Source organism: Lachnospira pectinoschiza (assembly GCF_900103815.1).
Taxonomy (GTDB): Bacteria; Bacillota; Clostridia; order Lachnospirales; family Lachnospiraceae; genus Lachnospira; species Lachnospira pectinoschiza_B.
In genome coordinates this window covers 24,853-39,145 of the sequence record NZ_FNHZ01000010.1, presented here as the reverse complement: position 1 = coordinate 39,145, position 14,293 = coordinate 24,853, and the positions used below count along the sequence as shown (strand labels likewise).

At 37.2% G+C, this 14,293-nt stretch carries 16 protein-coding genes and 1 pseudogene; 2 read left to right on the top strand and 15 right to left on the bottom strand.

Features of this window, described 5'->3' with window-relative positions; genetic code table 11:
• Positions 1 to 11: 11 nt before the first annotated feature.
• The 10 genes and pseudogenes from BLQ66_RS11415 to BLQ66_RS11370 form a co-directional block, all read right to left on the bottom strand.
• Positions 12 to 1,895, bottom strand: coding sequence for a beta-glucoside-specific PTS transporter subunit IIABC (locus BLQ66_RS11415; protein WP_074522261.1), 1,884 nt, complete (start codon positions 1,893 to 1,895; stop codon positions 12 to 14).
• A 205-nt stretch (positions 1,896 to 2,100) separates the two neighbouring features.
• Entirely contained in the window at positions 2,101 to 3,003 is a 903-nt protein-coding gene (locus tag BLQ66_RS11410; RefSeq protein ID WP_074522260.1) for a MurR/RpiR family transcriptional regulator, read from the bottom strand.
• Between the two features lie 222 nt (positions 3,004 to 3,225).
• A complete protein-coding gene (locus BLQ66_RS11405) occupies positions 3,226 to 3,777 on the bottom strand; it encodes a flavin reductase family protein (protein ID WP_074522259.1) in 552 nt (183 codons plus the stop codon).
• On the bottom strand, positions 3,770 to 4,447 hold the full coding sequence (locus BLQ66_RS11400; RefSeq protein ID WP_074522258.1) for a YczE/YyaS/YitT family protein: 678 nt from the start codon (positions 4,445 to 4,447) through the stop codon (positions 3,770 to 3,772). The genes BLQ66_RS11405 and BLQ66_RS11400 overlap by 8 nt, the downstream gene beginning before the upstream one ends.
• A 2-nt stretch (positions 4,448 to 4,449) precedes the next feature.
• The gene (locus tag BLQ66_RS11395; RefSeq protein WP_207645144.1) at positions 4,450 to 5,319 is read right to left on the bottom strand and encodes an aldo/keto reductase; all 870 of its coding nucleotides are present in this window, start codon (positions 5,317 to 5,319) and stop codon (positions 4,450 to 4,452) included.
• A gap of 15 nt (positions 5,320 to 5,334) precedes the next feature.
• A complete protein-coding gene (locus BLQ66_RS11390; protein WP_074522257.1) occupies positions 5,335 to 5,721 on the bottom strand; it encodes a pyridoxamine 5'-phosphate oxidase family protein in 387 nt (128 codons plus the stop codon).
• Positions 5,722 to 5,733: 12 nt separating this feature from the next.
• Positions 5,734 to 6,420 (bottom strand): RibD family protein, encoded by a 687-nt coding sequence (locus BLQ66_RS11385; RefSeq protein WP_074522256.1) that lies wholly within the window; start codon positions 6,418 to 6,420, stop codon positions 5,734 to 5,736.
• 34 nt (positions 6,421 to 6,454) lie between these two features.
• Positions 6,455 to 6,772 (bottom strand): annotated as a pseudogene (locus BLQ66_RS11380) (carboxymuconolactone decarboxylase family protein); the annotation flags it as partial.
• Positions 6,773 to 6,833: 61 nt separating this feature from the next.
• Positions 6,834 to 7,271 (bottom strand): cupin domain-containing protein, encoded by a 438-nt coding sequence (locus tag BLQ66_RS11375; protein ID WP_074522254.1) that lies wholly within the window; start codon positions 7,269 to 7,271, stop codon positions 6,834 to 6,836.
• Positions 7,272 to 7,275: 4 nt separating this feature from the next.
• Positions 7,276 to 7,629 (bottom strand): cyclophilin-like fold protein, encoded by a 354-nt coding sequence (locus tag BLQ66_RS11370; RefSeq protein ID WP_074522253.1) that lies wholly within the window; start codon positions 7,627 to 7,629, stop codon positions 7,276 to 7,278.
• 130 nt (positions 7,630 to 7,759) lie between these two features.
• Between BLQ66_RS11370 and BLQ66_RS11365 the strand changes: the two genes are divergently transcribed.
• Positions 7,760 to 8,323: a TetR/AcrR family transcriptional regulator gene (locus tag BLQ66_RS11365; protein ID WP_074522252.1), complete on the top strand. Its 564-nt coding sequence runs from the start codon at positions 7,760 to 7,762 to the stop codon at positions 8,321 to 8,323.
• 63 nt (positions 8,324 to 8,386) lie between these two features.
• On the opposite strand, the gene BLQ66_RS11360 is transcribed toward BLQ66_RS11365, so the two are convergent.
• Positions 8,387 to 9,229: an aldo/keto reductase gene (locus tag BLQ66_RS11360; RefSeq protein WP_074522251.1), complete on the bottom strand. Its 843-nt coding sequence runs from the start codon at positions 9,227 to 9,229 to the stop codon at positions 8,387 to 8,389.
• Positions 9,230 to 9,386: 157 nt separating this feature from the next.
• Between BLQ66_RS11360 and BLQ66_RS11355 the strand changes: the two genes are divergently transcribed.
• Positions 9,387 to 10,184, top strand: coding sequence for a LysR family transcriptional regulator (locus tag BLQ66_RS11355; RefSeq protein WP_074522250.1), 798 nt, complete (start codon positions 9,387 to 9,389; stop codon positions 10,182 to 10,184).
• Positions 10,185 to 10,190: 6 nt separating this feature from the next.
• Here the strand turns inward: BLQ66_RS11355 and BLQ66_RS12065 are convergent, their stop codons facing one another.
• The 4 genes from BLQ66_RS12065 to BLQ66_RS11335 form a co-directional block, all read right to left on the bottom strand.
• Positions 10,191 to 10,415, bottom strand: a complete 225-nt coding sequence (locus BLQ66_RS12065; RefSeq protein ID WP_180364722.1) for a hypothetical protein — start codon at positions 10,413 to 10,415, stop codon at positions 10,191 to 10,193.
• 336 nt (positions 10,416 to 10,751) lie between these two features.
• Positions 10,752 to 11,711, bottom strand: a complete 960-nt coding sequence (locus BLQ66_RS11345) for an SIR2 family NAD-dependent protein deacylase (RefSeq protein WP_074522248.1) — start codon at positions 11,709 to 11,711, stop codon at positions 10,752 to 10,754.
• A gap of 518 nt (positions 11,712 to 12,229) precedes the next feature.
• On the bottom strand, positions 12,230 to 12,433 hold the full coding sequence (locus BLQ66_RS11340) for a hypothetical protein (protein WP_074522247.1): 204 nt from the start codon (positions 12,431 to 12,433) through the stop codon (positions 12,230 to 12,232).
• A 1,064-nt stretch (positions 12,434 to 13,497) separates the two neighbouring features.
• Entirely contained in the window at positions 13,498 to 14,226 is a 729-nt protein-coding gene (locus tag BLQ66_RS11335) for an acyl-[acyl-carrier-protein] thioesterase (protein ID WP_074522246.1), read from the bottom strand.
• Between the last annotated feature and the right edge of the window lie 67 nt (positions 14,227 to 14,293).

Genomic DNA, 14,293 nt, shown 5'->3' with positions numbered 1-14,293 from the left:
CGCACGCTCCTTTATTTGCTGACGTTAATCATTGCATCTCCAGCATTCATTGACTTACCTGTTGTAGCTGTCACTTCTGCATAATCTGGAGTATTCGTTACAATTACCATTGTCTGCTCACTATATCCGGCGTTTTTTATTTCATCAATGCTAAACTGAATCAACTTATCGCCCTTCTTAACATGGTCTCCCTGTTTAACCAGTGGCTGAAAGCCTTTTCCCTGCATATTAACCGTATCAATTCCAATGTGAACTAAGAGTTCGACTCCATCATCCGAGGTAATTCCTACTGCATGACCAGTATCAAATAACATTTCAATTGTTCCATCAACCGGAGAAACTACTGTCTCATCTGTTGGAATAATCATTGCTCCTTTTCCAAGTGCTTCCGAAGCAAAAGCTTCATCCGCTGCATCACTTAAAGGATGTACCTCACCTATAACCGGAACATAAATAGTTGTTGAATTTCCTTCTGCTAAGGTAGAAGCTGCAATCTCTTTCTTTTCATCTTTCTCACTCTCTATATTTTCGTCCTTTTCATACTTAAGACTGAGAATGAATGTAACTACACCTGATACTACAATGGAAATTACAATCGCAATGATGATATTCACAAAATATGTCATGGTATCATCACCAATATACAGCAGCACTGCCGGAAGTCCGGATGAACCTGTTGCAAATCGATGTGTATGGGTAAGTCCTGCGTATAAACCTCCAAATCCACCACCGATCATTGCCGCAACTAATGGATATTTTTTAGGAAGATTTACTCCATAGAGGATTGGTTCTGTAATGCCCATATATGCAGTAATTGATCCCGAGGTTGCCACCTGTTTTGTCTTCTTATTTCTTGTTCTAAATGCTACGACTGCACCTGCTGTTGCCTGTGCCATATTCGAGCACACACAGCCTGGTCCAAAAATACTATCATATCCAAGATTTGCCATCTGCATCACGCCAAGTGGTGCGACACCATTGTGAATACCAAACATAACCATAACTGGAAGAAGTCCACCAATCAGCACTGCCGGTGCCCAGGAAGCATTTACACTTAAGAAGGTAAAGAATGTTGCCATCCAGCCACCAACGATTGATCCAAGAGGTCCAAGTGCAGAAAATGCTAAAGTTCCCATAATCAGGAAGGTAAACATCGGAACAAAGACGAGTTCTACTGCCTTTGGAATAATCTTCTTCAATGCCTTTTCTACATATGACTGCACGAAAATAATAAGTATAATTGGAATTACACTATTACTATATGATGTCAGTCTAAATGGAATCACGCTAAAGAACTGTACCGGATCACCTGCTGACACCATTGCTGTCCAGTTTGGATGCATCATCATTGCTGCAACACCAACCGCAAGAATCGGATTACATTTCATCTTCTGTGCCGTTGTATATGCAAGAATCATTGGCAGGAAGTAAAATACTCCATCTGCAAATAAGTTTAATAACTGATAGGTCTGTGATGTGTTATCAATCACCTTACAAACAACGAGCAGTGCCAATAAAGCTTTTACCATACCGGCTCCAGATAAAGCCGGAATCACTGGTTGAAATACGGCAGCCACAAAATCAATCACTGTTTCTGCTATATTTTTCTTTACCTTTGTGGCTTCCGTTTCAACTCCAGACTTAATATCAACGAGTTTTTCAACCTCTTCAAATACATCAGCAACATGTGTTCCGATCACAACCTGATAGACACCTGCATTACGAATTACCTTCTGTACCCCATCAATTGATTCCACTTTCTTATCATCAATACTCTTCTCATCCTTAAGTGTAAAGCGAAGTCGTGTCTGACAATGAAAAGCGTTTGCTACATTTTCTTTACCGCCGATTGCAGTGACGATCTCTTTTGCTAGAGATTCATATTTTTTACTCATGCTTCATTCTCCTTTACTATTTACTAGGATGTCAGACTTCGTACAACCGGTTAAAATTCGTTGTCTCACATCTGTGTTTGAAATACGATTTGTTCTTTCTGATATCAGTAAAACACAGAAAAACGCCGAATTCAAGCGATTCGACGTTTTCAAAAATTACTTTCAATATTCGTTTTTATCCGTATCATTTTCATGAAACTTAGTTTCAAGATCGTTCAGATTTTGTTTCTTTAAGGTCATTGATCAGTGTATGTCGTGCCTGTTCCAATGCTCTGGAATTAATAATTTTATAATTTTTGTTGTTTCGATAATCTCTCGCAAACAAGCAGGAAAACAAAACATTCAAAATATATTGAAGCGATTCTTCCGAAGCAAAATTGCCAATTTTGGTGTACAGTCTTTCCCTTGAAGCCATAGAAAATACACAAGGAATCTGCTGTCTCATAAAGTTGTCTCCCCCACTTGTGATTCCAATGATTTTGACATGATTTTTCTTCAAGACAGAAATCTTATCCATGGGATCTTTCATTGGATTATTTCCTGAGTAAGAAATCAGTATTGCACAGTCCTCTTCTTTCATGGAAGCCGCTGTTATCCCGGATTCTCCGGGTATCGCAACACTCGCTACTTTCCCAATGGATAGAAGATTTCTTCTCATCAATTCACCAAAGTATATATTAGGACTCGATCCAAAAATTACGATTCGTTTTGCGGCCCGCAAATAACTAACCGCTTGATTTAAAACATCTCTATCGATCAGATCAGCGGTCTCATTGATACTTTCGATTTGAAGTTTTTTCAAATTCTCCATGATGGATTCATCCGAATCATCCTCAGTAAAAGGAAAATTCCAGTCTATCTCACTCTTATGCGCATTCTCATGACGTACTTCTTCAATGTAATCCTTCATAAATTCACGCCAGCCATCATACCCCATTGCTTTGGCAAATCGAGTAACAGTCGCTTTTGATGTATAGGTACGTTCTGCAATATCTCCAATCGTGTATTTATGTAGATTCCCCTGTTCTCTTATGATAAATTCTCCCACCGCATGACGTGCATCGGTATATTTCATTGTTGTTTCTTCTACCTTTTGAAATAAAAACATAGGGAAGTCACCTCATTTCTTCAATATACTCTATTTTACCACAGATCACTAATAAACGCATTCAATGCAATCCATGTAATCGCAGAATAAAAGATACCTTAATGTATTTTGTATCTAATAGTGGAACAACAGAATCTTTTCTAATTTCTCTTCCTTTCATTACGAACCTTTCTTGCGAAGAGAGGATGCAAATGTTTCCATCCGCATCCTCTCATAACCATCTTATTTTAATGCAGCACCATCTTTAAATGCATTTCCAACCTTCTCACCAAGACCAACATAGACATTATTAAATGGATCAAAAGTAATCGGCTTAAACTTACTTAAATCAACCTTTCCATCTGTTACGGCTGAATCATCTGCACTGACATTAATAATCTCTCCAAGTAAAATTCCATTCTCAAAGGATTTCACCTTACATTCCAAAGCAACTGGAAGTTCATCAATCAGTGGAGCGTTTACAAATTCACTCTTTGTTGCATGAAATCCTGCTTTTTCAAATTTGCTTGGAACCTTTCTTCCAGATTCCATTCCAACATAATCACAGGCAACTACTTGTTCTTCGGTAGCAAAGCTTACAGTAAATGCTCCTGTTTCCTTCAAGTTGTCCGTTGTCTTATGATCAGACAGACTGATTGTAATTTCATTAAAACCTGTTGTAATTCCCCACGCAGCATTCATGGCATTCGGATTTCCATCTTTATCATAGGTTCCGATGATTAACACTGGCTGTGGAAATGTATATGGCTTTGCACCAAAATTTGTTCTACTCATTTACAAGTTCTCCTTCACATATATTTTTTTCTTCAAAAGCAACTCTTTTTAATGGTTCATTTAATATTTTCTGAAATTTTCCGATGATTATTCCAGTCAAGAGTGCAGACACTAGTGTGCCTTCCCGGATTGCGGTAACTTTTCCCTGACTGAGCAATGAAATCACTACACCTACTGCAATGAATAAACAATCCGATAACACTTTACTTCTGGAAAATGGCATTGAAAATCGTTTGCTGACAGCAAGATTAAATCCTTCTGGAGCATTTGGAACAATGTCCATTGCAATATATATGGTTGCACCCAAAGCACAAACAATGACACCTAACATCATAATCAGGAATTGTTGCAAATAATTTTCAGGATGAATAAAAGCTAATATTCTTCCTGTCATATCCACAAAAAGTCCAAAGCACATGCTAAAAGGAATCTGCAACAAATCTTTTGCTTTAAATTGCTTCTGTAAAAGCAGCCATTGGATCAATACAAGTACACTGTATGTCAAAACTGTAATCAGCCCCAGACTAAGTCCTGTTGCCTGACTTAACGGATAAGTAAAAGCAGACACCGGAGACACTCCCAACGCTGATATAATAGACAAATTGATTCCTATCGTAATAATAAACAAGCCTACCAGATACAGAATGATTCGACTGACATTCTTTTTCATAATTAAAGCTTGCCACCGTAAACAGGGAATCCACTGGCGTCTCCATAGGTTTCAATCTTCTTGATTCCCTTTAAGATTGCCATATCTTCATCGCTGATTACAAAATCAAGCTGTGCATTGCTCTCCATATGCTCTGGATTCGCAGTCTTAGGCAGAGATACACATCCAAGCTGAACCGTATATCGGATGCAAAGCTGTGGAATAGTCACACCATACTTAGCCGCAATTGCTCCAACTTCCTCATTCTTTAACATCTCGCCGTGTGCAACTGGAGAATACGCTTCTACGACAATATCATTCTTCTGGCAAAATGCAATAATCTCTTCCGGTGTGTTACTGATATGGCAGAGTACCTGATTGACTGCCGGCTTAATTCTGCATCCATCTAAGATATTTTCAAGGTCTTTCTGATTAAAGTTTGACACACCAATAGAACGGACCTTTCCAGCTTCTACTGCATCTTCTAACGCTCTCCACACCTCTTTGTTCTCCGCATAATATCTGTTTTCAGACTGATTTACCTCGATCCAAGGCTGTGGAGAATGGATGATCATCATATCCAGATAATCAAGTCCCATCTTTTCTAAGGTCTCATCAATCGACTGTGCTGCTGATTCATAGGTCTTATTCTCTGCTGCAACCTTTGATCCTACATAGAGATCTTCTCTTGCAACTCCACAAGTACGGATTCCTTCTCCGACACCAGCCTCATTTCCATATGCCTGCGCCGTATCCACGTTGCGATAGCCAAGCTTTACTGCTGCTCTGACTGCCTCAGCAGCTTTATCGTCATCAATAAACCATGTTCCAAGTCCAAGCTTGGGAATCTGTTTTCCATTATTTAATGTATATGTCTCATTAAAAATACTCATAGTCACAACCTCCTGTTAATCTTCTAATGTTACTGGCTTCTCTGTAAAGGAATATACCTTTGCATCCATATTATCCAAATGATAGACAATGAGTTCTTCAAATGTGTATACATTCTTCAATGCTGGATGTGCCTCGAACATCGCATTTTTCAGCTCATCATCTTCATCCATGACAGCTTCTCCGGAAATTCTGATCCACTTACCATCAGCCATACCAGAGATTGCCACCTTCGGACTCTTTAACATTTGCTGATACATATTTTTCTTGTTACTTGTCTCAAAATAAATCTGTCCCTTGTATTCCATCACAGAATTAATTGGTCTTACCTGTGCCTGATCGCCATCTACCGTTGCTAGATAAAACACCTTACTCTCATGTAAAAAATCTACAATCTTGCTCACTTTGATTTCTCCTTATTTCTTTGTGCTATATCTTAAAAGTACAGCATCCGAAGGATATTGCTTCACTTCCTCAAGCTTTAACTTTGTTACGCTAAAGTCCTTCTCATCACTTCGATTAAATACAGGTGGGAAGGATGCTCTTCCATCTACACCTGCACCAACTAAAAGGATGACCTCATCTAAGAGACCTGCATCCAAGAATGCCGTGTTAATTGTAGGACCACCTACGATACCAAGTCTTTTGATGCCAAAAGTATCCGCCATAATCATTGATGCCTTTACAATATCTGTTTTCTCGCTACCTGCCACAATATAAGAGATATTCTTCTCGTCTAGATAAGCAAGATATTCCTTCGACACCTGTGTTGATGTAATGATAAGACGTGGTCTGTCATATTCACTGTCATTTTTCCAAAGAAGAGTTCCCTTGCTATCTACTACTACTTCATAGCCGTTACTACTATCTGCCTTTTTGGATACTGTTTCCTCGCCTACTGCAGTCGAATTCTTCGCCATAAATTCTCCAGCCTCTGCAAGTTCTAATTTTGCAGTTGTTCTGCCACTAACTACAGAATCAAAGTTCAGTTCCTTTAGCAGTGGATAATAATCTTCTACTCCTGGAAGATTTGTTGTCATATTGCAATCGATTCTTCCATCAATGGAAGTCATCATATAGCATGTAATAAATGGTTTACTCATAATTTAACCGCCAATCCTTTACTTATTTTTCTACTTCCCAGATTTCTTTTGCCATATTAAAGACTGCCCACCCCTTTGGCCAACCTACATAAAATGCGCAATGTGTGATGATTGCTGCGATTTCCTTCTGTGTTACACCTGCAGTTTTGGCATTCTGCAAATGATATTTTAAGGATGAATCCGTTATACCACTAGACATCAAGGCTACCACTGTGATGATACATCTAGTCTTGTGGTCGATATCTTCATTATTCCAGTTCTCGCCAAAGAGAACATCATCGTTAAAATGTGCAAACTCTGGTGCAAATTCACCAAGAGCGTTTCTTCCTGCAGTCTGTACAATTTTTTCCATGTCTGTTTACTTCCTTTCCTGAACGATTGTATCTATTCAGCACCTTCATAGATACGAACGATTAACCTAATTTATTGTAGTCCTCATCGGATACAGGCTCACACCACTCGTTCTTACATTCCTCGCCAGGAACCTCAACTGCTATGTGGCTAAACCAAGAATCCGCCTTTGCACCATGCCAATGCTTAACCTCTGCCGGAATGGTAATGACAGTTCCAGGAGTAAGGCTTACTGCCTCTTTGCCTTCTTCCTGATACCAGCCTTCCCCTGCTGTGCAGATTAAAAGCTGTCCACCACCAGATTTTGCATGATGGATATGCCAGTTATTACGGCATCTCGGCTCAAAGGTTACATTCGCTAAGAATACCGGACACTTGCCGAACTCAGTCAAAGGCTTCAAAAATGAATTCCCCTGAAAATACTGGGCATAAGCATCATTAGGTGCGCCTACTCCAAAATTATCAACTTTTTCAAACTCTTCTCTGTTTGCATACTTCATGATTTTAATCCTCCTTAAAATTGATTGTTATCTTAATATTACTTGGTAAATCTTTCAGTATAGAGACATCTCTCACATGACCGATTACCATACTTTTTTCTCTGTCCTGTTTCACATCCGCATCCATATATGGAAGTCGAAAAATGCCATCCCATAAAATTATATCTCCCTTGTAAAATCCAAACTGAATATTGTATGGGTCAAATACTCCTCTTGGCATATAACTATAGTATTCCACCTCGTTCTTCCTACAGGATATAGATAGCGGCAATCTCTTTTCAAATTCCTTTGCAGCCTTAGTATCATTTAAAATTCCCTGCAATACGATTTCATTTACTTCTATCAATATCTGTTTCACAAAATCTACCTCATCTCCTATCCATGTGTTGATTTAACTCTTCATACATATTATAATATCCACATGGACACAATTCAATTTCCACTATTACCTCTTGTGTGGCATTAAGAGATTTTTTGAAAGGTATTTTATGAAACAAACAGAAGGAAAAAGAAATACACGGACAAAGCAGGCAATTCACGATGCATTTGTAGAGATGATCTGTGAAAATAAGTCCGATGAAATCAATATTAAAAATCTAACTGAGCGTGCTGGTATACATAGAAAAACTTTTTATCTGCACTATACCTGCATAGAGGCACTCTATGAAGATGAGCTGAGTCTCCTGGCGCAAGGATATTTTGAGGAAGTAGAGAAACTCCCTCTTCCATTTAGTTATTATGATTTGACACGTGTTTTATTTGAGTATAATTCGAAAAGTCAATACTCAGAACTACTTTATTGTAATCCCACATACAGTGATTTTTCTATGAAACTTATCGCTACTACTATGAAGCACAATCGGCAAATCAATAACCCTTATGAGGCCTATTCCCCGGAAATGCAAAATATCATCAATGCATTTGTTACAAATGCTTCTATGGTAGCTTATCGTCAGTGGGTAGCCGATGGCAAAAAAGTCCCGGTAGAAGAAGTCGTTCAAGTTGTCGGCTCTCTTTTAGAAACTGGTGTACAATCCATTGTGAATGAATAATTACTATAACAGCCAATAATAGCCTTTTCAGATTCTTGAATCATCCGAAAAGGCTATCTTCAATTACTGCAAAATACTCATGAACCATTCAACCGTCTTTGGATCATGATGTGAGAAGAACAAACTCTCTCCTCCATCAAGTGCTTCAATCTTTTTCATGTCATCGACATCAAGTTCAAAATCAAAGATATTGAAGTTCTGTTCCATACGCTCTACATGTGTTGACTTAGGAATGAGCACAACACCACTCTGTAATAAGAAACGAAGGGCAACCTGTGCCGTTGTCTTTCCATACTTCTCTGCTACTTCCATAAGTGTTGGATTATTAAAGTAGTCATTTTTTCCTTCCGCAAAAGGTCCCCATGACATAATCTGGCAGTTACGAGCCTTCATATATTCCTTTGCCTCTTTCTGCTGCTGGAATACATGTGTCTCTACCTGATTTATCGCTGGCTTAATCTCAGCAAAATGCTCAATATCGATGAAGCGATCTGGATAAAAGTTTGATACGCCGATTGCTCTTACTTTTCCTTCTTTATAAGCCTCTTCCATGGCACGATAAGTTCCATAATAGTCACCAAAAGGCTGATGGATCAGAAGAAGATCAATGTAATCTGTCTGTAAATCTTTTAAAGACTGCTTGATAGAAGCCTTTGCCTTCTCATATCCAGCATTTGTAATCCATACCTTTGTTGTGATGAAGAACTCTTCTCTAGGAAGTCCTGACTTAGCGATAGCTGCACCAACACCTGCCTCATTTCCATAAGCTTGAGCAGTATCGATACTTCTGTATCCAACCTTGATTGCATCCGCCACACATCTTTCCGTATCTTCAACAGGTGTCTGATATACACCATATCCAAGCTGTGGCATCTTTACTCCGTTATTTAATGTTATATATTCCATTGTGTAATCCTCCTTGTTTTATTCATTATTTTTTATATTTGAAAGCATTTTGTATTTGCTTTTCTCTTTACAATACATACTTTACATCTATTTCCCTTAGTTGTACAATATCAATAATGAAATCTAGCATAAAAAATATGAATAGTGAGGATTGAATATGTTAAATTTAGAGGACTTGGCTCAATTTGTTGCATTTCATAAATGCGGTACACTAACAAAAGTAGCTGAGGAATTTTTAATTTCTCAACCAACAATAACACGAAATATGAAACGCCTGGAGGAAGAATTTGGTATTCCTCTCTTTATTAGGTCTGCGAATAAACTTTCTTTCACAGAAACCGGAGATTACGCAGCACAATGTGCAGAAGAATTATTAGTAGCTGCAAATCAATGCGTGATAAATGTACAAAACTATGACCAAAAACTTCACACCATTACAATAGAATCCTGTGCTCCTGCTCCTTTATGGAATCTGATTCCATCAATCACTCGCAAAAACCCTGATAAAACTATTTCTTCTAAACTAGAAGATGATTTGTCTAAAATTGAAGAAAATATATTGAATGGATTAACTACCTTGGCTATTCTGCCTCATCCGATGGAAAACGAAAAACTTTGTTGTGAACCATTTTTAGATGAGCATCTTTCTATCTGCGTTCCTAAAAGTCATGCACTTGCAAAATATGCAGAGGTAAGTACCTCTCAAATTAATGGCTACAACTGTCTACTTGCATCTGAAATTGGATTTTGGAATAGCTTCTGCAAGCGAAAAATGCCCTCATCAAAATTTCTGGTCCAAACAGACGAATTCGCATTTCGAGAGCTGATACGAGAATCTACTCTCCCTTATTTCACAACTGACCTATCAAAAGAACCGATTGCAGATAATCGAATCTCAATTCCGATTACTGATGATGAAGCAAATGTTACATACTTCTTAATAAAGAACAAATAAAGTACATTAGTTATGATTGATGTATCTATGAATACTTGCTTCTAATCTGCTTAGCCCATCTTCCAAGACCGCCTTAAGGCAAGCCACATTGAGTAGAAGGAATTTATTTCCTTCGCTACCATACTGACTACCTTCTGCCAGATACAAACCAGTTTTATTCCTGATACATTCAGCAAGTTCTTTCGTATCATTAGTTATTTTACTACAATCGATCCATTTGTGAGTTCTCAAAGGCTTGTGAGAAATACCTAGAATTATTAAAGAAAGAAATAGAGCTAGACTAAAAAAGACCTGAAAGTTCAATAGACATCGTAGTCATTGAAATCTCAGGTTCTTCTTTATCCTCTCTGCAATCATATTATAAATACAGGCTGTCTTTTGCAATTACTTTCAAAAAGTCATATTGTTATATCATAACCACTGTCACAACTTTTTTATAATATTTTCAATATCATCATCAATACAAATCAATCTCACTCAGAGCATACGCTTCTGAAAGAGCTATCTTTAATTTTTCTTCACCATTTTCTGTATTTGTTTTTCTGTCCATATAATTGATTCCAAACACTATGCAGCCCTCCTCTCGTTGTTGTAGTTCAAAGAAATGCTGAAATATTCTGAAATAGGTTGTTTTCTCACAATTTTATTATTTTTCATTTTGGTGCTCAAAGAATATAACACCGGCGTGTTAGAACCAACTCCAAGCTCTAAGTAGAGAACCTTTAGGCCTTCATGTCTTCTAAGAAAATCGGCATATGCATTAGAAGCCTTTCTCCAACCATCGTCCTCAACAAAACTGTCATCAGCTCGCAAGTTAGTTATCACATCACTGTTATCAATAGGACATTTAGGGATTAAATCAGATGGAATCTCCATCTTTATATTTTCCTTATGACTAGCAACAAAGACTCCGGCTTCGTTCTTTTCAAAGCCCTGAGCCTCCATTGCCTGCATAACCCAGTCTTCATTGTCAAATGTCTCTCTTATCTTAGGGTTCACGCTCTGAAATAAACCATAATCACCCTGAGTATAGAATAGACGCTTCTTATCAAACTTTGCTTTCTGAAAACAATGATCAACATTAGTCGTGATTACAAAGTAGTCTTTACCCTCCATTAAGCTATAGAGCTTGTCATAAGTATCCTTAGGGGGGTTGAGATACCTATTTATGTAAATATATCTAGCCCAGTAGGCCCAAAATATTTCTTTCTTTTTAAAAGGATAAAAACCACCTGTGTACATTTCATCAAAGCCATAACGCTTTGCGAAATCGAAGAAATATTTTTCAAATCTTTCTCCGTTATATATGAAGCCAGCTGCAGTGGATAATCCAGCCCCTGCGCCAATAATTACAGCATCTGCTGTATCCATAGCCACTTTTAACTTATCTACATTAACGTCAATTTGTCCTTTTCCAAACGACACGCGAGGGCTAAAATACCTAACAGCTGTTACTCCCTTGTTAATTGTTTCTCTGTAGCCATCTCTTAGTTTTGATGGCTTATTTTTTTCCATAAAATTTATCATAATTTTCTAGCTCCCATAAAACTCATATCTATATTACATTTTTATTATAAGACTTCTAGAAAATAATATAAGTACGCACTTTTATGTAACTATGGGATAGTAAAGCGGACATTCGGAATCCGCTTCGCTACTTACCTATGAACGCAGTGGCACTTTGTGCCACCTGTCAGAAGGGGCTTTAACCCCTTCTGACACTAGTAAGCTTTATACCCCCGCTTAAAGCTTACGCTTTTGAAGCGGGGATTGCTTACACTGCGTTCAATTAAACTTGTTTCAACTAAATTCCTTAGTGCTTTTTATAATAATTTTTACCTATTCATTGCTTTATATAAGCAAACCTTGATTATTATACTTTATAATCTCTGTAAAAGAAACATAAAAAAGGTCTTTTAGAAGGGAAAATAAAGATTTTTTTTACTTTCCCACATCTAAAGACCTTTTTCTTATATTTCATATTAGCTTTTATTTATCACTTTATCTTATCTTATAATTAGTTTTTTAATATTTCACGTAAAACTTTATTCGATAATATCTGCAATCTTTGATCCTACTTTTTTACCAATCTTTTTTGCTGTTTTTCCAGCTTCTGATGCTACTTTCTTTGTTTTCTTATCAATTTCGTGCTCTTTGATGTAAGCTTCAGCCTTATCAGCTGCATTATTAGTAGCATCTACGGCCTTTCCCACACCGTTTAAAAACTTCTCTTTATTAATTAGTGTCATAAAAATCCCTCCTTTTAGGCTATTTATAGTAAACTCTTGGCCGTTAGAAATGCATTATAAAGCGGACATTCGGAATCCGCTTCGCTACTTCCTCATGAACGCAGTGGCACTTTGTGCCACCTGTCAGAAGGGGCTTTAACCCCTTCTGACACTAGTAAGCTTTATACCCCCGCTTAAAGCTTACGCTTTTGAAGCGGGGGATTGCTTACACTGCGTTCAAAAAGCGAAAGCCTAGATTATAATTTGTATATAGGAAAGATTCCTTTATACATAAGGTTATAATCAAGGCTTTCGCTTTTATTGTTATGCATATTATACTTGTAAGCTTTTTTATCTATGAAAATATATTGTTGTTGTCCAAAAAATGTATTATTGTCTTTAAAATTGAATGTAAAAATCTAATTAGTTTGGATTTGATTTCAGAACATAAAAATGTCCCCGGCCTGGGGGACCGGGGATGAGTAGAGGGGATAGAAATATAGTCAAACACGAAGGAATATGGAGATTAACCTTCATGTCTCTGTGCTTTTTCAATGTTCGTTTCTGTCTCACGAACAAGTATTATTATATCACCGATTTCATATTATACTACTGATTTTTTGTCTTATTTTGAAAAAATTTACTGATTTTTTGTCTTGAACTAGATTTTACACAATTTATTGATTCAGTATTTATGCGGCTTTAACGCATTAAAACTTTAAAAATGTGAAAACCTTTTCACATCATTCATACAAAATCATACAAATTCAAAATCAACAAAAGCGCATGAAATCTAGCTTTCTAAGGATTAGACATATATTTTACTTAATTTGTAAAGCGGACATTCGGAATCCGCTTCGCTACTTCCTCATGAACGCAGTGGCACTTTGTGCCACCTGTCAGAAGGGGCTTTAACCCCTTCTGACACTAGTAAGCTTTATACCCCCGCTTAAAGCTTACGCTTTTGAAGCGGGGGATTGCTTACACTGCGTTCAAAAGCATTAAAAAAGGCCCTTAAGTATGCTAAATTAACCTATCTCTGTTAATTTGAGTATACCATAAGGGCCTATTTCTTTCAATCTTCTTTAGTTTTTATATTCTATAACTGCATTAAGCTTATTCTCTGTCTCAAAAGTTATCAAAACTCTGTCATTATCCTGGAAATACTTTACCACAACCTCGTCATCCTTTAGGATTTCCTTCTTGTATTCAACTCTAATATCAGAAAAATGCTTATTAAAATATAATTCTTCCGGAAGGACTTCATTTGCAATATCAATATAGCTGATATTATGCATATGACCGTTATAATCCATGTCTCTACGTCTAAGTTTATAGTTTAAGCTAGCAATTTCCTGCTTGTTTTCAAGAGCTGAGATATCGATCTTGGCAATTTCTTCATCAAAAACAGAAACATCCTCTGATTCATATCTATCCATGATATCTGCAGTAATCTTCATTGGTCTACGCTTCTCAAGATTCATGTAAATCCATCTAGAACTGCCAATTGCTATTAAATTCTCATCTTTATCGAATAATTTGAAATCTCTATAAGCTAAAAGTCTGTCAGCCTTTCTAGACCAAGTAACTGCCTTGATTTCTTCGTCATAATCTGGTCTTCTAATAACCTTTACTTTCCAATCAAGTAGTGCCCAAGCAGCGTTATTATCCTGTATTTCCTTAACGCCAAAGCCCACAGAAGCTGAGTGAACTGACGCAATATCTTCCATAATCTCTAAAATTGTTTTGTTTGTGGCTAAATTTTCATAGCCAATATCCTCTACACCAATTCTATAAGAACGTTCAAATGTCATTAAATCTACCTCTTATTCTTAGTTTCGTGTGATTTATAAGAAAATGCTCTTAAATCTTACAGATTTC